Origin of the sequence: Qipengyuania intermedia (genome assembly GCF_019711615.1) — a bacterium.
Classification (GTDB): domain Bacteria; phylum Pseudomonadota; class Alphaproteobacteria; order Sphingomonadales; family Sphingomonadaceae; genus Qipengyuania; species Qipengyuania intermedia.
Map to the genome: position 1 here is coordinate 284,580 of NZ_JAIGNS010000001.1, position 19,593 is coordinate 304,172.

The window sequence follows — 19,593 nt, forward strand, 5'->3', positions numbered from 1 at the left end:
TGCCTGCGCCCCTATTTGCGCCACGCAATGACTAGTGGACTGACCTTCGCCGTGCCCAAGGGGCGCATTCTCGACGAGGCGCTGCCCGTGATGGCGCGCGCCGGCGTGGTGCCCGAGGATGGCTTTCACGACAAGAGCAACCGCTCGCTTACCTTCGCAACCACGCGCGAGGACATGCGCCTGATCCGTGTCCGCGCATTCGATGTGGCTACCTTTGTAGCCCATGGTGCTGCTCAGATGGGCATTGTAGGCTCTGATGTAATAGAAGAGTTCGATTATGCAGAGCTCTATGCACCCGTCGATCTCGATATCGGCCACTGCCACCTCGCCGTCGCCGAACCCAAGGGTGCGAGCGCGACGAACGGTGCCAGCCACCTGCGCGTTGCGACCAAGTATCCGAACATCACCCGCCGCCATTTCGAGCGGATGGGGATCCAGGCCGAATGCGTGAAGCTGAACGGCGCGATGGAAATCGCGCCCGAGCTCGGCCTTGCAGGGCGGATCGTCGACCTCGTTTCGACGGGCACGACCTTGCGTGAGAACGGCCTCGTGGAATCGAGCCACATCATGGACATTTCGGCGCGACTGATCGTGAACCGCGCCGCGCTGAAGACCGATCCGCGCGTTGCCGAACTGGTCGAGGCCTTCCGCGCCGACAGCGAGCAGAGGAACGCGGCCTGATGCTTTTGCTGCGAACCACCGATGCCGATTTCGAGGCGAAGTTCGCCCGCGTCGTGCGCGACCGCCGCGAAAGCGATGCGCAGGTCGGCCGCGACGTCGCGAGTATTCTCAATGAAGTGCGCGAGCGTGGCGACAAGGCGCTGGTGGAATACACCACCCGTTTCGACGGGCATAATCTTTCGGTCGACGACAGCTGGTCGATTTCGAAGGACGCCTGCGAGGAGGCTTATCACGCACTCGACGCCGAACTGCGCGAGGCCCTCGAAACGGCAGCGGCCCGCATCCGCGCCTATCACGAAGGCCAGCTTCCCGAAGACCGCGACTATACTGACAGCATCGGCATGCGCCTTGGTGCGCGCTGGTCTGCCGTCGAGGCGGCGGGTCTGTACGTCCCCGGCGGACGCGCAGCTTATCCCTCCTCGCTGCTGATGAATGCGATCCCCGCCAAGGTTGCGGGTGTAGACCGGCTGGTCGTGACCACGCCCACTCCGAAAGGCGAAGTTAACGAACTCGTCCTCGCCGCTGCACACGTGGCAGGGGTGGACGAGATCTGGCGTGTCGGCGGTGCGCAGGCGGTCGCAGCCCTTGCCTACGGCACACAGCGGATCGAGCGGGTTGATGTCATCACCGGTCCCGGCAATGCCTGGGTCGCCGAGGCCAAGCGCCAGCTTTATGGCGTGGTCGGCATCGACATGGTTGCCGGACCCAGCGAAATCCTCGTCATTGCGGACGGTAAGAACGACCCGGACTGGATTGCCGCAGACCTTTTGAGCCAGGCGGAACACGATCCAACCAGCCAGTCGATCCTCATCACCGACGATGCCCGTTTTGCCGCCCAGGTCGAAGATGCGGTCGATATTGCCCTCATGAAATTGCCGACGGCGAAGACCGCCAAGCAGAGTTGGGACGATCACGGCCTCATCGTTATCGTGGACACGCTCGAGGACGCGATCCCGCTTGCGGACCGGCTGGCAGCCGAGCACGTGGAAATCGCCGTCGACGATCCCGAACCGCTGTTCACGAAGCTCCGTCATGCCGGCAGCGTATTCCTTGGACGCAACACGCCCGAGGCGGTGGGTGACTATATCGCCGGTCCCAACCACGTCCTTCCGACCGGCCGCCGCGCCCGCTTTGCGAGCGGCCTGTCCGTGCTCGATTTCATGAAGCGCACCAGCTTCATCGGCGCTACGCCCGATGCCCTCGCCGCGATCGGTCCTGCCGCCGTTCGCCTGGCCGAGGCCGAAGGGCTTCCCGCCCACGCTCTCTCCATTTCCAAGAGGCTCACGTGAACACAGCCCCCCGCTCCCAGGCCCGCAGCGCCGCCCGTCTCGGCGCCGTGCAGGCGCTCTACCAGCAGCAGATGGAGGGCACCTCCACCGTCCGCCTGCTCGACGAATTCCACCAGCACCGCCTCGGCAAGGTGATCGAGGACGAGGAATATGCCGACGCCGACGTCGCATTCTTCGACGATGTCGTGAAAGGCGTCGACGCACGCCGCGAAGAGATCGACGACCTGCTCACAGCCCGGCTGGCTTCGGGCTGGACGCTCGCTCGCCTCGACAAGACCATGCTGCAGATCCTTCGCGCCGGAACCTATGAATTGCTGGCCCGTGTGGACGTGCCCAAGGCCGCTTCGATCAGCGAATACGTCGATGTCGCCAAGGCGTTCTTCGACGATCGCGAAGCGAAGTTCGTCAACGGCATCCTCGACGCCGTCGCGAAAGAGACGGGACGCTGAACGAAGCGGGCTTCATCGACGCGCTGAAGGCGCTGGCGACATCGCCCGCCGCGCGCGGACTTGAAGACGACGCAGCCGTCATCGAATTCGGGGACGAAACGCTCGTCCTCACCCACGACACCATGATCGAAGGCGTCCACACGCTGGCGGGCCAGGACCCCGCTGATGTCGCGTGGAAGCTGGTCGCGGTGAACCTGTCCGACCTTGCCGCCAAGGGCGCCAAACCCGTCGGCGTGCTGATCTCCCACATGCTGGGCGATGACGACCACCGCTTCGTGACCGGCTTGCACGAAGTCCTCGAAACTTATGAAGTGCCGCTCCTCGGCGGAGATACCGTCCGCGGCGAAGGAGAGCGCGTCTGGGGGTGCACCGCGATCGGACGGGCAACCCATCGCCCCGTCCCGTCACGCAGCGGAGCCATTGCCGGGAACGCGGTCTACCTGTCCGGTCGGATCGGCTATGCCATGCTTGGCCTCGAAGCTCTTCGCGAGGATACCGACGATGACGATACGGCCTACCGCCGCCCCCTCCCCCAGCTAGAACTCGGACAAACTCTAGCCCCGCATGTTACGGCGATGATGGACGTGTCGGACGGCCTTTTGCTCGATGCGTCCCGCATCGCCCGCGCGAGCGACGTGTCCATCGACTTCGATAGCGCACTCCTGGCAAGTCTCGCTCCCGAAGGACGACTGGATGACGCCATCCGCTGGGGCGACGACTACGTTCTCCTGTGCACAGGACCTGTAGGCCTCGACGACGAGTTCGAGGTCACACGCATCGGCGAAGTCAGGGCGGCCGGCGAACACGGCGTCCTGCTCGATAACGAGCCACCACAGGGCGATCTCGGCTACACGCACTGATATTGCGGAATAGCGGGGCACAACCCGCCGTTTGCCGCCATTTCGGGCCTTGTCACGCAAGACATGACCCTTATACCTCTCGCCCACGTGCTCCGACATCTCCCAAGGTCGAGAAGCATAAACATAAAACGGGAGGGGAAATTTTCGTGGACTTAGTTCTCATAGCAATTGTGCTGGGACTGCTGGCCGTCGTGTACGGCTTCGTAACCAGCCGCCAGGTGCTCAATTCGGGTGCCGGCAATGAAAGAATGCAGGAAATCGCTGGCGCCATCCAGGAAGGCGCGCAAGCCTATCTGAAGCGTCAGTACACCACCATCGCCATGGTCGGCGTCGTCGTCGCCGTGCTGGTGTTCGTGTTCCTCGGCCTGTGGCCGGCTGTCGGCTTCCTGATCGGCGCCGTCCTGTCGGGCGTTGCAGGCTTCATCGGGATGAACATCTCGGTCCGGGCCAACGTTCGCACGGCCGCTGCCGCGCAGAGCGGACTGCAGCAGGGCCTTACCCTCGCATTCCGCGCAGGCGCCATCACCGGCATGCTCGTGGCAGGCCTCGCCCTGCTCTCGATCGCGGTATTCTTCTGGTACCTCGTGGGCCCTGGCGGCTTTGCTGCCGATAGCGACGAAGTGGTCTACGGCCTCGTCGGTCTCGCCTTCGGTGCATCGCTCATCTCGATCTTCGCGCGTCTGGGCGGTGGTATCTTCACCAAGGCCGCAGACGTCGGCGCCGACCTCGTCGGCAAGGTCGAAGCAGGCATCCCCGAAGACGATCCGCGCAACCCGGCCGTGATTGCCGACAACGTGGGCGACAATGTGGGCGACTGCGCCGGCATGGCTGCCGACCTCTTCGAAACCTATGTCGTCACCGTCGGTGTCACCATGGTCCTGACCGCGCTGCTCTTCAGCGAAGTTCTGGGCGACCTGCTGCTGCCCATGATGGCACTGCCCCTGCTGATTGGCGGCGCGTGCATCGTGACCAGCATCATCGGCACCTATTTCGTGAAGCTCGGCAAGGGCAGCACGAACGTGATGGGCGCGATGTACAAGGGCTTCATTGTCTCGGCCGTACTCGCCATTCCGCTTATCTATGTCGTCATCAGCTATGCGCTGGGCGGCATGGGCACGGAAATCGGCGGCGCTGTCGCAGGCATCGACCCGGGCGCTCCGCTGGCTGAAGAAGGCACGGCAGCACAGGTCGTCGGATTTACCGGCATGGACCTGTTCTGGTGCTCGCTGATCGGCCTTGCCATCACCGGCCTTATCATCTGGATCACCGAGTATTACACCGGCACGAATTATCGTCCGGTCCGCTCGATCGCCAAGAGCTCGGAAACGGGTCATGGCACCAATGTGATCCAGGGCCTCGCCATCAGCCTTGAATCGACTGCTCTTCCGACGCTCGTAATCGTCGCAGGCATCATCGCCACCTTCCAGCTCGCTGGCCTCATGGGCATCGCCTATGCAGCCACCGCAATGCTGGCGCTGGCGGGTATGGTTGTGGCACTCGACGCATACGGTCCGGTGACGGACAATGCAGGCGGCATCGCCGAAATGGCGGGTCTCGACGACAGCGTTCGTGAAAAGACCGACATGCTTGATGCCGTGGGCAACACGACCAAGGCCGTGACCAAGGGTTACGCGATCGGTTCGGCGGGCCTCGGCGCGCTGGTGCTGTTCGCCGCCTACACGACCGACCTGGCGAAGCTGTTCCCGGATGCCGACGTCGATTTCAGCCTCGAGAACCCATACGTCATCGTCGGCCTGCTGCTCGGCGCACTGCTCCCGTACCTCTTCGGTGCGATGGGCATGACCGCGGTGGGCCGCGCGGCCGGTGACGTGGTTGTCGACGTTCGCGAGCAGTTCGCCAACGACAAGGGCATCATGGCGGGCACCAGCAAGCCCAACTATGCCCGCACGGTCGACCTCGTGACCAAGGCTGCGATCAAGGAAATGATCCTGCCCTCGATGCTCCCCCTGCTGGCGCCGATCGTCGTTTACTTCGCGATCCTGTTCCTTGCAGGCCAAGAGAACGCCTTTGCCGCTGTCGGAGCCCTGCTCCTCGGCGTGATCATCGGCGGTATCTTCGTGGCGCTTTCCATGACCGCCGGGGGCGGTGCGTGGGACAACGCCAAGAAGTACATCGAAGACGGCAACCACGGCGGCAAGGGCTCGGAAGCCCACAAGGCAGCCGTGACCGGTGACACCGTGGGCGATCCCTACAAGGACACCGCGGGCCCGGCCGTGAACCCGATGATCAAGATCACCAATATCGTCGCGCTGCTGCTTCTCGCAGCACTCGCGGCCGGCTGATCTTCGGTCTCATCGACGCACTTCGGGGCGGCGGCATCTTCGGGTGTCGCCGCCCCTTTCCATTGGACGATGGGCGGTTTGCATGGCCCGTCGTGCGGCGGCTCGGGGCCGGGGGCGCTTGACGCTGCGCGCACTCCAAAGCAAAGCCGCCGCGTGACCGATAGCAAGACTCCAGAAGAACTCGTCGCCGGGCTCATCCGCCTCCTGACCGTGACCGATAAGGGCGACGGCCATTTCGCCGGTCGCCAGCAGCCCGGAGGCGTCGGCCGCGTATTCGGCGGACAGGTCGTGGCGCAAGCTCTACAGGCAGCCCAGGCCAGCGCGCCCGATGGCATGGAGGCGCACTCGCTACACGCCTATTTCCTGCGCGGAGGGCGGGAAGGCATCGATATCGACTACTCCGTCGCGGCCGATTTCGACGGGAGGTCCTTCGCCAATCGCCGCGTCGTTGCACGCCAGCAGGTTGGCGACGACGAACCCAGCGCGATCCTGAACCTCACGGCCAGTTTCCAGCGCCCTGAAGAGGGCCTCGAACACGCCGACAGCGTCATGCCCAACGTCGCCCCGCCCGAAGACCTCCTGCCCGACAGCGAACTGAGGAAGCGCTTCCTCGATGCGATGGAGAACGTCTCCGATGTGCAGCGCGCCCTCATGCTGCGCCCGCGCCCGATCGAGATGCGCACCTCCGACAAGCTGCACTGGATGAATGCCGAACCCAAGCCGCCTGCCGCGCACAGCTGGTTCCGCACCGTTGCCCCCCTGCCCTCGATCGAGGACAATTCCGCCCTTCACCGCGCCGTGATCGCCTATGCCAGCGACTTTACGCTGCTCGGCACCAGCGCCCTGCCCCATGGCCTGTCCTGGGCGCGCGGCGAGCTGAAAGGCGCCAGCCTCGACCATGCGATCTGGTTCCATCGCCCGGCACGCGCCGACGAGTGGCTGCTTTACGCCACCGACAGCCCGTGGTCCGGTGGCGGCCGTGGCTTCAATCGTGGGCGGATATTCAACCGTGACGGAGAGCTCGTGGCCAGCGTCGCACAGGAAGGCGTCATCAGGCGTGCGAAGGACAAGGACGAGGCTTGATTTCGCCTCTCATTTCGCAGGTGCAAAATAAAACGAGCCAAACGGCGCGAATCCCGCTATAGGGCCGCCTGAACGCGCCGACGGCTTTGCAATTTCCGCCGCGCTCTCCCTCTCGCGCACGTGCCTTTACCGACCGCGAGCAGCCGGATTCCTGTTTCCCCGCGCGTCGCAAGTGTCGACGCGCCAATGCCCGTGAGCCCTATGTCTTTCGAAACCCTCCCGCCGATGATCGGCGAAGCGCTGACCGAGCGCGGCTATACCGACCTTACCCCCGTCCAGTCCGCAACGATCGCTGACGACGCCAAGGGACGCGACCTGATCGTGTCAGCCCAGACCGGCTCCGGCAAGACGGTCGCTTTCGGCCTGGCGCTGGCCGACGCCCTGCTCGAAGAAACCGCCAATCTACCGCTGGTCGAAAAGCCGCTTGCCCTGGTGGTCGCGCCGACGCGCGAACTCGCCTTGCAGGTGAGCCGCGAGCTCGGCTGGCTCTATGCGAAGGCGGGCCTCCGCATCGCGACCTGCGTCGGCGGTATGGATGCCAGCAAGGAACGGCGCGCGCTGCGTGCTGGCCCCGCCATCGTCGTCGGCACCCCGGGACGCCTGCGCGACCACCTCGAACGCGGCGCGCTTGACCTTTCCGGCCTGATCGGCGTGGTGTTGGACGAGGCGGACGAGATGCTCGACATGGGTTTCCGCGACGATCTGGAGGAAATCCTCGACGCATCGCCCGAAACGCGCCGCACCCTGTTGTTCTCGGCCACCATGCCGCGCCCGATCGTGCGGCTGGCGGAGCGTTACCAGCAGAACGCCCTGCGCCTTTCGCTGCGCGGCGAAGACCGTGGGCATGGCGACATCAGCTACCAGGCAATCACTGTCTCGCCCGCCGAAATCGAAAACGCCGTCGTCAACCTGCTACGCTTCCACGAGGCGGAGACGGCGATCCTGTTCTGCGCCACGCGCGATAATGTCCGCCGCTTCCACGCCACCCTTCAGGAGCGCGGCTTTGCCGCCGTTGCGCTTTCGGGCGAGCATTCGCAGTCGGAACGCAACCAGGCACTCCAGGCCCTGCGCGACAAGCGCGTCCGTGTCTGCGTTGCCACGGACGTTGCTGCGCGCGGCATCGATTTGCCGACGCTCAGCCTCGTCATCCACGTCGAAATCCCGCGCGATGCGGAAACCTTGCAGCACCGCTCGGGACGTACCGGCCGTGCGGGCAAGAAGGGAACGGCGGCAATCATCGTGCCCTACAACCGTCGTCGCCGGGTCGAAGGCATGCTGCGCGGCGCACAGATCGCTGCGGAATGGATGGACCCGCCCTCGCCCGAGCAGATCCGCAAGAAGGATCGCACGCGCCTGATGGAGCGGCTGACCGAGCCGCGTGAATTCAGCGACGAGGATCGCGAGATGGCGGCCGACCTCTTGTCGCGCATGCCGCCCGAAGACATCGCTGCAGCCCTTGTGAACACCCACCGTGCGCGCCTTCCCGAACCCGAAGAGCTTGTCGCCAACACGCCCGAAGCACGCGAAAAGGCCAAGGCCGACCGTCACCGTCCCGGTTTCGAGGACGTCGCCTGGTTCAAGATCGGCGTCGGACGCCGCCAGAACGCCGAGCCGCGCTGGATCCTTCCGCTGCTCTGCCGCCGTGGTCACATCACGCGGAACGAGATCGGCGCCATCCGGGTGGGCCAGCACGAGACCTGGTTCCAGATCCCCAGCAATGTGGCCGGAAAGTTCGCCGATGCCGTCGCCCGCACCGCCGGTTCGGAAGACGAGCAGGATGCGATCCTGATTGAAGCGGCGCCCGACGGGCCCCGTATCGAGGCTCGCCAGAACCGCCGTGAACATGGCGGCGGCGGTGGTCCGCGCGTGCGCCCGAAGCCCTTCGGCAAGGGCCCCGGCGGAAAGAAGCCGGGCAAACCCTTCAAGAAGGGTCCGGGGGCCGGCAAGAAGTTCGCCGGCAAGCGCAAGCCGGGCAAGCCCGCACAGGGCTGACCCGGCGTGCGAGGTCTTCTTCGCCTCAGTGCTTGAGGAGGAGAGGCACCTTTACGTCCGTGAGCATGGCGCGCGTAACGCCCCCGAACAGCCGTTCGGCGAGGCGCAGGCGGCCGTAGCAGCCCATCACGATAAGGCCCGCATCACGTGTGTCGGCCGCAGACTGGATCGCGTGGGCGACCCCCTTGTCGTCTGCCGCGACCTGCACGATCTCGCAGCCGATCCCGTGGCGGGATAGGTAGTCGGCACCCCGAACAGCGGGCAGGTCGAAATCCTTGTCGGTTTTCTTCCCTTCACCGACCGTCACGAGATAGACCGCCTTCATCTTCGCCAGCAGGGGCACCGCTGCGCGCAAGGCGTGGGAAGATTCCGACGACCCGTCCCAGGCGACGACGGCTGTCTTGTCGAAATCGAGACGCTTGCACTCGTCAGGCAGGACAAGCACCGGGCAATCTGCGCCCAGCGCAACTTCACCGGCCGTGAAGGATGGCGACTTACCGCCGCTGCGCGGTTCCTTTTCGCCTATCAGGATAAGGTCGGCCAGCGTGGAATGGCGGATCAGCGAGAGCGATACCGGCCCGGCGCAATCGATCCAGTCCCACGCCACGCCTTCATTGGCGAGGTCCTTTTCCGTGTCGGCCTTCAGCTTCGCCGCTTCTTCGCGCCAGATCGGCACCATGGCCGCAAACGCCGCGCCATAGGGATCGATCGTGCCTGCGGCTTCGTAAGGAACGGCGTTCAGCACCGAGAGGTGGCCGTCGAAAGCCCGCGCCAAGTCTAGCGCAAGGTCGAGGCGCTGCGGATGGCCCTTGTCGGCGAATGCGTTGAACAGGATGGATTTCATGGCGGATCTCCCACTTGGCGTTGGTCCGGCAGCCGAGGCTATTCGTCCGGATTCGATGCAGTCAGGATAGCGCTCTGGCGATGCCGTTCATTGATCTGGCTCAAATTTGAGCCGTCGCCCCAAAAGATACAGGACAGCGTGGCTGCCGTCCAATCGGACGCCTCAACCGCCTGCGTGGTAGAAGTCGTAGATCTGCTGCGCGACGCCTTCGCTGATGCCAGGAGCGCGCATGAGGTCCTCCAGCGCGGCGGCCCTCACCTTCCCTGCAGTGCCGAAATGGAGCAGCAGCGCGCGTTTGCGCGCAGGGCCGATGCCCGGGATCTCGTCCAGCGGTGATGCCGTGATCGCGCGGCTGCGCTTGGCTCGGTGGGCGCCGATGGCATAGCGGTGCACTTCGTCGCGCAGGTTCTGGAGATGGAACAGCACCTGCGAATTGACCGGGAGCGTCTTCTCGCGCCCGTCGGGGAAGTGGAATACCTCGCGCCCTTCCCGGCCGTGATGCGGCCCCTTGGCGATACCGATCACCGGCACGTCGTCGGCAATGCCGAGGTCTTCCAAGACGGCCATCACGCTCGACACCTGGCCCTTGCCGCCATCGATCAGCAGCAGGTCGGGCCATATCGCCTCGTGCCCCTTACCGGTCTGCGATGCCTCGTCGTCGCGTTCCGTCTCGGCCAGCTTGCGGAAGCGGCGCTGCATGACTTCGCGCATCATGCCGAAATCGTCATTGGTTTTGGCCGTCTTGATGTTGAACTTGCGATACTGGCCCTTTTCAAAGCCTTCGGGCCCGGCGACGACCATCGCACCCAGCGCCTTGTCGCCCTGTATATGGCTGTTATCGTAGATCTCGATACGCTGCGGCACCTCTTCCAATTCAAGGAATTCCGCCAGTTCGCGCAGGATGCGAGCCTTGGTCCCGCTTTCGGCCAGCCGCCGCTCCAGCGCCTCGGTCGCGTTGCGCTGGGCCTGTTGCATGAGCTTGCGCCGGTCGCCGCGCTGCGGGATCGAGATGGCGACGGCGTGGCCGGCCTTTTCCGCAAGAGCTTCGGCGATAAGCTCCTGTTCGGCCAGTTCGCGATCGGTCAGGATGGTCTTGGGCGGCGGGACTTCCTCATAGAATTGGAGCAGCACGTCGGCCAGAACCTGCGCCTCTTCCAGGTCGCCCGTGTTGCGAGGGAAGAATGCGCGGTGCCCCCAGTTCTGCCCTCCGCGAATGAAAAAGGCCTGCACGCCGATCTGCCCGCCCTTCTTCGCCAGCGCGAAGACATCGGCGTCCCCGACGCCGCTGGCATTGATCGCCTGCGAACCCTGGATGAACGTCGCCGCACGCAGCCGGTCGCGCAGGATCGCCGCAGTCTCGAAGTCGAGATCTTCCGCGGCCTTGGCCATCTGCTTTTCGATATTCGCCTGCACGGCGGAGGATTTGCCGGACAGGAAATCCTTCGCCTCGTCCACGAGGCTGGCATAGCCTTCCTCGTCGATGCGGCCCACGCACGGCGCGCTGCATCGCTTGATCTGGTAGAGCAAGCACGGCCGGTCGCGATTGTTGAAGAAACTGTCGGTACAACTGCGCAGTAGGAACAGTTTCTGAAGCGCATTCAACGTTTTATTGACCGAACCTGCGCTCGCGAAGGGACCATAGTAATTGCCCTTCGCCCGCCGCGCACCGCGATGTTTCTGGATGCGCGGGAAGGCATGATCGGCGCGCAGGAGGATGAAGGGAAAGCTCTTGTCGTCGCGCAGCAGCACGTTGAACGGCGGGCGATAACGCTTGATCAATTGCGCTTCCAGCAGCAGCGCTTCTGCTTCCGAATTGGTGACCACGATTTCCATGGCGCGGCACTGGCTGATCATGCGCACGATGCGGTTCGAAAGGCCGTTGATCTGGGTGTAGTTGGCGACGCGCGCCTTCAGGCTGCGGGCCTTGCCGACGTAGAGCACGTCGCCGCGCGTATCGAGCATCCGGTATACGCCGGGCCGCGGCTTCAGCGTCTTCACCGTCTCGCGAATGGCGGTGATCCCCGCTTCCAGGTCCGGCTGCGCGCTGGCCACGGTCTTGGTGGCGCGTTCCTCGTGGAAACGCTCCTTACCTCTGGGATCGTTGGGAGAACCGGCCTTCGAACGCGACATGACAGGGGAGATAGGCGGTGGACGCGCCATACTCAATCGCTTGCGCACAAAGGCCTTAGAGGGCACGGATTGTCGGCATGGACGGGAACAAGATAGCGCCGCCGCGCACAGTCGGCTTCTGGGGCACCTCGCTGTTCCAGATCAACGGAATGATCGGGTCGGGAATATTCGCCCTACCCGCGGTGCTGGTCGCGGCCGTCGGCAGTTTCGCACCGTGGTTGATGGTGATCGGCGGGATCATGTTCCTGCCGCTGGCTCTCACCTTCGCGTGGCTTGCCGCACGTTTCGACGGCAGCGGTGGACCAGTGCTCTACGGCAAGGCCGCTTTCGGCAGCTTCGCGGGCTTCCAGGCCGGATGGGGTCGCTATGCATCGGGTGCGGTGGCGATGGCCGCAAACACCCATGTCATGATCGCCTATTTCGCGGCTGTATTCCCGTGGCTGGAGAATAGCACTGCAGCAACTGCTACAGTGGTAATCACGATCCTCGCGCTGACCGGCGTGACGCTTCTGAGCATGCGCAGTTCGGTCAATACGCTGGGATTGCTGACGGCACTCAAGCTGACGCCGCTGATACTTATCATCGGTGTAGCGATCTTCGGCGCCTTCACGCACAAAACTGTGGTCCTGCCCGAGTTTAGCCAGGTCGAGTCCGTCGTCTTGCTATTGTTCTACGCGTTTATCGGGTTCGAGGGGGTGACCGTCCCGGCAGGCGAGGTGCGTGATCCGAAGAAGGATATTCCGCGCGTCCTGGTCACCGTACTGGCGGGTGTCACCATTCTCTATGCGCTTGTGATCTGGGCCTATCTCACCATCGGCCCCGAAGAAGGCGCCAATGAAAACGCGCTCGCAGGGGCGGCAGAAGTGGCCTTGGGCCAATGGGGCGCGCTCGTTATTGTAGTCGGAGCGGGTTTTTCGATCGCCGCCAATAGCTTGGGCGGACTGATCGTCGTGCCGCGGATGGCCTATGGCATGGCCGAACAGGGGATGCTGCCCCAGTGGTTCGAACGTGTCAGCCCGCGTTTCCTGACGCCTGCAAACTCCATCCTGTTCTACGGCGTCGCATCGGCCCTGTTCGCCGTGTGGGGGGGCTTCCTGGCGCTCGCTGCGGCCAGCACGTTGTCGCGCCTGCTGACCTACGTCATCACTGCGGCGGCACTGCCGATGATCGAACATCGCGAGGGCCGGATGAACCCGCTGCACCTGATTGTCGCCGTCTTGGCTTTCGCTGCCTCGCTCTGGATTGCCAGCCATGCGGACCAGCAGGCGTGGACCATGTTCGGCGTGCTCGTAGTTGTCGGCACGGTCCTCTATTTCGTTGCAGCGCGCCAGAAGCCGACAGAAGAAGCCTGAGGCCGACATGCCCGACAGTTTCGACGCCATAATCCTCGGCGCAGGTGCCGCGGGCCTCATGTGCGCAGCGCGTGCAGGCCAGCGGGGCAAACGCGTGCTGGTGCTCGAAAAAGCGGACGCTCCCGGCAAGAAGATACTCATTTCGGGCGGGGGCCGGTGCAACTTTACCAACATCGGCGCTGGTCCCGCCAATTACCTCTCCGCCAATCCCCATTTCGCCAAGAGTGCGCTGGCCCGTTACACGGCTCGCGATTTCCTCGAACTGGTCGAAAGCTACGATATCGCCTGGCACGAAAAGACGCTTGGCCAGCTGTTTTGCGACGGCTCGGCAAAGCAGATCGTCGCCATGCTGCTTGCCGAATGCGAAAAGGCCGCCGAGTTCGGCGGCGAAGTGACCGTTCGCTGCAATGAGGACGTTCAGACCGTCGATCAGGAGGATGGCTTCAGGGTCGTCACAAACAGCGAGGCCTATCATGGCGCCTCGCTGGTGCTCGCGACTGGCGGGCCGTCGATCCCCAAGATGGGCGCGAGCGGCTTTGCCTATGACCTGGCCCGCAAGTTCGGCCTGAAGATCGTCGAGCCCCGCCCCGCCCTCGTCCCGCTGACATTGGGCGGCGAAGAGGTGCTTTTCCGCGAAATCTCGGGCGTCTCCGCCCCGGTCGTGGCACGCGCCGGCAAGGCGAGTTTTCCGGAAGCTGCGCTCTTCACGCATCGCGGATTGTCCGGCCCGGCGATCCTGCAGGCCTCTTCCTACTGGAGGCCGGGCGATCCGATCCTCATCGATTTCGTGCCCGAGAAAGGTGCGGAGTGGCTGCTCGAATGCAAGCGGGATGCGCCCCGCGCCACCCTCCGCAGCATTCTTCGAGAAGAGCTGCCCGACCGGCTGGCAGACATCCTGGCGGAGAAACTGGGAGTGCAAAGCGATCTCGGCAATGCATCCGACAAGGCATTACGCCTTGCGAATGAACGGCTCAAACGCTGGGAATTCCGGCCCAATGGCACGGAAGGTTTCGCCAAGGCCGAAGTGACCGTCGGCGGTATCTCGACCTCCGAGCTGTCGTCGAAAACGATGGAGGCGAAGCACGTCCCCGGACTTTACGCAATCGGTGAAGCGGTCGACGTAACCGGTTGGCTCGGCGGGTATAATTTCCAGTGGGCCTGGGCGAGCGGCGTTGCCGCCGGGGAAGCGCTGTAACGCGCGATTTGACGCGCTGCACAATGCTGCTAGCTTCCTTCTTTCGGACCGGCAAAAGCCGGCCGTGCAGGGGAGAGTTGCCGGATGCCTTTGTAGGTGTGCGGTGGCTGGAAAGGAACATATGCAGCAACTGCAGGGCATGGACGCGAGTTTCGTCGCGCTCGAGACGCGCAATTCGCCGATGCATATCGGCTCCATCCTGATCTACGATCCCAGTACCGCGCCCGGCGGTTTCGTACGCTTCAAGGACATCCTCGGCTTCATCGAGAGCCGCCTTCAGCTCTCCACGACCATGCGGCAACGCCTCGTTCGCGTGCCCTTCGATCTCGACTATCCCTACTGGATCGAAGATCCCGATTTCGATCTCGAATACCATGTCCGGCACGTCGCCCTCCCAGCGCCCGGTGACTGGCGTCAGCTGTGTATCCAGGCAGCCCGCGTCTTCGCGCGACCGCTCGACCTCAGCCGTCCGCCGTGGGAGATAACGGTCGTCGAAGGGCTCGATGGCGTCGAAGGCGTGAAGAAGGGCAGCTACGCCTACATCACCAAGGTCCATCACGCCGCGATCGACGGGATGAGCGGGATCGACCTGATGGAAGCGACCCACACGCTGCGCCCCGACCAGCCACCGCCCGAAACGCCGGACAGCTGGAAGCCCGAGAAGGTGCCCAACCCGGTCGAACTGCTGGGCAAGAGCTACTTCAACGCGATCACCAATCCGCTCAAGCAGTTGGAAGTGGCCGCCAAGGCCGCACCCGGCCTCGCTAAGGCGCTGAAGGGTCTCGCGGCAAAAGAATTCGACGTCTCGACCGAGATGATCGCGCCCAAGACGCGGTTCAACAAGAAGATTTCACCCCACCGCGTCGTCGAAGGGGTCAGCGTCCCGCTGGCAGAGATCAAGGCAATCCGGACCGCCGCCGAAGGCGCCAAGGTCAACGATGTGTTCCTTGCCATCATCGGCGGGGCGATGCGGCGTTACCTCGACGACAAAGGCGAACTGCCGAAGAAAACGCTTACCGCGATGGCCCCGATCTCGGTCCGTTCGAGCAGCGAAAAGGACACGATGGGCAATCAGGTCGCGGCCATGATCGCGCCGCTCGGCACCCAAATCGCAGACCCGATCGAGCGCCTGGAGTGGGTCCACGACCGAACGAAGAATTCCAAGGCCATGACCGATGCGCTCGGTGCTCGGAACATGACGGAGATGAGCAAGGCGAGCCCGGCCCTGTTCATGGCTCTCGGCGCGCAGCTTTACAGCCGCCTCAGCCTCGCTAATCGCGGGGTCGGGCCGATTTTCACAACGGTCGTCACGAATGTGCCCGGTCCGCCAATCCCGATCTATTCCGCCGGTGCGAAAATGCAGAGCATGATGGGGCTGCTTTGTCTTACCGATGGCCTCGGCCTCGGCCATGTCGTGCAGTCCTATACCGATGAAGCGACAATCGCTTTCACTGCGGACCGCGAAATGATGCCCGATCCGGAATTCTACGTGCAGTGCATCCGCGATTCCTACGAGGAACTGCGCGATGCCGCCAAGGGCGGCGCAAAGGCTGCTCCAGCGAAGAAGCCTTCGGCGAAGAAACCTTCTGCAAAGAAGCCCGCCGCCAAGAAGCGGGCACCGGCCAGGAAGGCCGCAACGACAACGAAAAAGGCGCCCGCCAAGAAGGGCACCAAAAGGGTCGCCAGCCGTTCAAAGGCTGCCCCGAAAGGGAAAGGAACAACCAAATCGTGACACAAGCAACCGCCGCACGGGTCGACGCTCGTCCTCCCAGCCGCATCCTGGCGCTGGCCGAACCCGGCCGGGCCATGGGCGAACTGGCCAGCTTTTATGCCCTGCGTCCCTTCATGAGCCTGCTCCCGCGCGGCGACGGGCATGGCGTACTGGTACTGCCCGGCTTCATGGCGTCGGACTATTCCACCGCACCGCTGCGCCGCTTGCTGTGCGACCTTGGATATGATTGTTCCGGCTGGAACCTCGGGCGCAATATCAAGGTGGACCAGGCCCGCATCGAGGCGATGCTGGGCTGTGTGGACGAAGTCTACGAGCGTACCGGCCGCCCGATCAGCATCGTCGGATGGAGCCTTGGCGGCGTCTTCGCGCGCGAACTGGCCAAGCTGGCGCCGGAAAAGGTCCGCCAGGTCATCAGCCTCGGCAGCCCGATCTCCGACGATCGCAACCATACCAATGCCCGCCGCCTGTTCGAATACCTTAACGGCAAGGAGCCGGAGGTCATGAAGGGCGACAACTTCCAGAAGCTTGCCGAAGCGCCGCCGGTGCCGACCACGTCCATCCTTACGCGGACCGACGGAGTGGTGCACTGGCGCGGCTCGGTGCAGGAAGGCGACCGCGAGGACTGCGAGAACATCGAAGTGCTCGCCAGCCATTGCGGTCTCGGTGTCAATCCGGCCGCCATCTACGCGATCGCCGACCGCCTTGCCCAAGAGGAAGGCGGGTGGAAGCCGTTCAATGCCCCCCTTTGGGCACGGATCGTCTTCCCCCAGCGCTCACTACACTGAGGCCGATAGCGGCCTAGAAGGCCTTGCGGATATCGATGCCGAGATAGCGTCCGACCGGATCGATCCGTTCGGGCGCGAAGGCATCCGGAACCTCTCCGTTTTCGTCCAGCACCTCGCGCTGCGCGTCGAACACGTTGTCGACCACGAATGCCAGGCGCAAGCCCTTCATCCAGCCCTCGTCCTTCTCGAAGATCTCATCGAGATTGGCGAAAAATCGCAGGTCGAACGTGGCGAGGTCACCGAAGAAGAGGTCGCTCGATCCCGGCGTGTCACCGCCCAGCAGCGTCGCCTCGCCCGTATAGCGTCCGGAAAGGCGCAATCCGTAGCCCTGCCAGAAAAGACCGGCCTCAAGGCGCGAGGTGTGCTCGGAGATCGCACCTCCCTGCAACACATCGCCCGATAGTTGATCGAATAGAGGGCCGCCCTGTGCCAGCAAGACTTCGTTTTCGAGCTCGATATTGTGATTGAGACTAAGGAAGTATCGCGGCCGGGTATCGTTGGAATCGCCGCCGAACATGCGGCCGAAACCACCCCCGCCGCGGCGCTCTCCGGATTGCTGGCCTTCACCGCCAGAAGAGGCCGAGCACATGCGTTCGCGCATGGCCTTCACCTTCTCGGGATCGATCTCACCGTTTTCGCCCCTAAGGCGGGCAAGAACCTGTTCGGGCAGGCCATCGAGCTGCGGCGGCTCAGCGCAGATGGCCGTCCGCATGGCGGCGAACTCCTCGCTGCGCCGCTCGGCATTCTCGCCGCAGAACCGCGCGCGGGCGGCCGCGACCTTTTCGGGATCGGGGTTGCCGTTTTCGTCGAGCAGGCGTGAACGAAACATCTCCGGCACGCCGGACAAATCCGGCATTTCGCCTTCGGGCGTTTTGCAGAAAGTCTCGCGCATCGCTTCCATCCGCGCGGGATCGAAGCCGCCTCCCCCCGGACCGCCACGCCCGGCCGCAGCCGGCGGTCCACCGCGACCGCGTTCGCCCCGCTCGGGCCTTTCCGGCGCCTTGCCGATCTGGCCGCGGGCATTGAGACCGAAGGACAAGATCCTGCCGCGGGTCTCGTAAAGGGTCAGAGGACGACGATCGATAGCCAGCAGGTCACCGGTGAAATCGCGCGTGACGCGATCTGGAAAGGCTTCCTCGAAGGCCGCGCTGAAGCCGGGAGTTGCAGTTACATCGCGCGAGCGATTGATCCCGTAATCCGCCTGGATGCGCGCATTCTCCCAGAACGGCAGCTGCCAGTTCCCGCTGAACTTCCAGTCGGCCTGCGTTTCTTCGGCGAGGTCGGGATTGCCGCCGGTGATCAGCGTCGCCAGAACGGTCTCACCGTTCGCGTAATCGAATACGGGCACATTGAATTCATCGATGCGCGGGTTGCCGAGGCTCGCAAGGCCGGGCGCGACCTCGCGCCAGATACGCGTAGCGCTGAAGCCGAGCGTGTCCGTCGGGCTCCAGTTGATGCCCGCGCTCCAGTTCGCGAGGGTTCCGAAGTCCGAGAGATCGTCGAAGCCGGAGCTGAGGTTCAGACTGACCCCGCCAATCGCACCCCAGTGTCCGCCCCGCTCCGAAATCGGGATGGAAACGTTCGTCCCCCCGTTGAACCGCCGCCGCGTAAGCTCGGTCTCCAAATCGGTCCTTGTGTCGTCGCTCGCGAGGCGAACCCAGTCCAGCCCGTAGTCGACCGTCACGCTGACATCGCCTGCCGGCAGCCTGATCGGATAGCTGGTCAGAGTCAGCGCATTATCCAGCCGCCAGGTCCGATTCTTGGCGATACCGAAACCGCTGCCGTCGAAAGCGTCGATCTCGGTGCGCGTGTCCGTGAAGACCGAGTTGTTCGTGAAGACCGCATTCCAGTCCCCCAGCGGTCGGGAAACAGTCGCGCCCACCGACACGGTATCGATATCGCTCCGCCGTTCAAGCGGCACGAGGCCGTCATTCGACAACCCCGACAGGCTGCGGCTTTCCGAGTGATTGACCGTACCGTTCAGGCTCAGCGACAAGCCGGTTTCCTGGAAAGCGCGAGCGTAGTTGATCGTACCCTCGGCGCTCATCGTGTCCGGACGCAGGCTGCGGAACGCAGCTTCGCCCGGTTCGCCGTTCGCGACGGTCAGGCCCCGCTCGGCCTCGGTGAGCAGGCTGGAATCCTCGATGTCGAGGTTGATGTTGAAACGTCCCTTCTCGCCGATACGCAGGAAAGTCAGCTCCTGTTCGTTGCGCGTGAAGCCTCCGCCCTCCGGGCCTTCGTACTCGACTTCGGCCGTGACGCTGCGGAAATCGGGCTTGAGCAGGATATTGACGACGCGCTGGTCGGGAGAGAAGCCGAACCGCTGGGCGGTTTCTTCCGGGAAGACCTCGACCTTGCGGATCGCCTCGGGCGGATAGCTGCGGAATTCGCGCCAGCTCGACACCCGGATACCGTTGATGAGGAACACGGGTCGCCCACCACCGCGGCCCCCGCGCGCACCGCTGCCGGTCGCAGGTTCGATGGCAGCGATGACATCGGCGATGGAACTCGCGCCGAAGGAGGCGATATCCGCCTCGTCGAATTCGGCGATCGGTTTTTCCTCGACGAAAAGCTGCCCCCGGATGCGGGTCCCTTCGACGACGATCGTGTTGTTCGGGGCAGGCGGCACATTCGCCTCGATCTCTTCGGGATCGGGCAGCGATTGCGGTTCCTGTTCGTTTGCTGCAGCGATTACCGGCATACCGGCCAGCACAAGCGCAAGCACACTTGCGGATTGGCGGGAACGTAAATTTTTCAAAGACTAATCCTGTCTGGTCTTTCCGCCCAAGGCCCTCTTCGGCCATAGGGCGCTCGCAATGTCGATCAAACAGCCACTGTGTATCGGTTTGTCGCGTGACTAGGTTTCGAACGCTTAATGCCTAAAGCTTCCCTTTTATC

Annotated in this window: 14 protein-coding genes; 11 read left to right on the top strand and 3 right to left on the bottom strand. The window is 63.9% G+C overall.

Annotated features, from left to right (window positions below; all coding sequences use genetic code 11):
* Window positions 1–27 precede the first annotated feature (27 nt).
* From hisG to K3179_RS01430, 7 genes are all read left to right on the top strand, one after another.
* Entirely contained in the window at window positions 28–681 is a 654-nt protein-coding gene (hisG, locus tag K3179_RS01400) for an ATP phosphoribosyltransferase (protein ID WP_090482266.1), read from the top strand.
* Window positions 681–1,970 carry a histidinol dehydrogenase gene (gene hisD / locus K3179_RS01405; RefSeq protein WP_221562148.1) on the top strand — a complete coding sequence of 430 codons (1,290 nt, stop codon included), beginning with the start codon at window positions 681–683 and terminating at the stop codon, window positions 1,968–1,970. The genes hisG and hisD overlap by 1 nt, the downstream gene beginning before the upstream one ends.
* The gene (gene nusB, locus K3179_RS01410) at window positions 1,967–2,419 is read left to right on the top strand and encodes a transcription antitermination factor NusB (protein ID WP_090482260.1); all 453 of its coding nucleotides are present in this window, start codon (window positions 1,967–1,969) and stop codon (window positions 2,417–2,419) included. The genes hisD and nusB overlap by 4 nt, the downstream gene beginning before the upstream one ends.
* Window positions 2,420–2,442: 23 nt before the next feature.
* Complete coding sequence (thiL, locus tag K3179_RS01415; protein WP_221562980.1) at window positions 2,443–3,279, top strand: thiamine-phosphate kinase; 837 nt, start codon at window positions 2,443–2,445, stop codon at window positions 3,277–3,279.
* A 146-nt stretch (window positions 3,280–3,425) separates the two neighbouring features.
* Complete coding sequence (locus K3179_RS01420; protein ID WP_221562149.1) at window positions 3,426–5,582, top strand: sodium-translocating pyrophosphatase; 2,157 nt, start codon at window positions 3,426–3,428, stop codon at window positions 5,580–5,582.
* A 153-nt stretch (window positions 5,583–5,735) separates the two neighbouring features.
* Complete coding sequence (locus tag K3179_RS01425) at window positions 5,736–6,665, top strand: acyl-CoA thioesterase (RefSeq protein ID WP_221562150.1); 930 nt, start codon at window positions 5,736–5,738, stop codon at window positions 6,663–6,665.
* A 201-nt stretch (window positions 6,666–6,866) separates the two neighbouring features.
* Window positions 6,867–8,657 carry a DEAD/DEAH box helicase gene (locus K3179_RS01430; RefSeq protein ID WP_221562151.1) on the top strand — a complete coding sequence of 597 codons (1,791 nt, stop codon included), beginning with the start codon at window positions 6,867–6,869 and terminating at the stop codon, window positions 8,655–8,657.
* Window positions 8,658–8,682: 25 nt separating this feature from the next.
* Here K3179_RS01430 and K3179_RS01435 read toward each other — a convergent pair whose 3' ends face one another.
* Entirely contained in the window at window positions 8,683–9,501 is an 819-nt protein-coding gene (locus tag K3179_RS01435; RefSeq protein ID WP_221562152.1) for a universal stress protein, read from the bottom strand.
* 162 nt (window positions 9,502–9,663) lie between these two features.
* Window positions 9,664–11,631 (bottom strand): excinuclease ABC subunit UvrC, encoded by a 1,968-nt coding sequence (gene uvrC, locus K3179_RS01440; protein WP_221562153.1) that lies wholly within the window; start codon window positions 11,629–11,631, stop codon window positions 9,664–9,666.
* Between the two features lie 77 nt (window positions 11,632–11,708).
* On the opposite strand from uvrC, the gene K3179_RS01445 reads away from it, so the two are divergent.
* From K3179_RS01445 to K3179_RS01460, 4 genes are all read left to right on the top strand, one after another.
* On the top strand, window positions 11,709–12,983 hold the full coding sequence (locus tag K3179_RS01445; protein WP_221562154.1) for an APC family permease: 1,275 nt from the start codon (window positions 11,709–11,711) through the stop codon (window positions 12,981–12,983).
* Between the two features lie 7 nt (window positions 12,984–12,990).
* Window positions 12,991–14,178 carry a BaiN/RdsA family NAD(P)/FAD-dependent oxidoreductase gene (locus K3179_RS01450; protein WP_221562155.1) on the top strand — a complete coding sequence of 396 codons (1,188 nt, stop codon included), beginning with the start codon at window positions 12,991–12,993 and terminating at the stop codon, window positions 14,176–14,178.
* A gap of 121 nt (window positions 14,179–14,299) precedes the next feature.
* Complete coding sequence (locus tag K3179_RS01455) at window positions 14,300–15,910, top strand: WS/DGAT/MGAT family O-acyltransferase (protein WP_247712760.1); 1,611 nt, start codon at window positions 14,300–14,302, stop codon at window positions 15,908–15,910.
* The gene (locus K3179_RS01460) at window positions 15,907–16,695 is read left to right on the top strand and encodes a lipase family alpha/beta hydrolase (protein ID WP_221562156.1); all 789 of its coding nucleotides are present in this window, start codon (window positions 15,907–15,909) and stop codon (window positions 16,693–16,695) included. The genes K3179_RS01455 and K3179_RS01460 overlap by 4 nt, the downstream gene beginning before the upstream one ends.
* A 13-nt stretch (window positions 16,696–16,708) precedes the next feature.
* On the opposite strand, the gene K3179_RS01465 is transcribed toward K3179_RS01460, so the two are convergent.
* Window positions 16,709–19,420, bottom strand: coding sequence for a TonB-dependent receptor (locus K3179_RS01465; RefSeq protein ID WP_221562157.1), 2,712 nt, complete (start codon window positions 19,418–19,420; stop codon window positions 16,709–16,711).
* Between the last annotated feature and the right edge of the window lie 173 nt (window positions 19,421–19,593).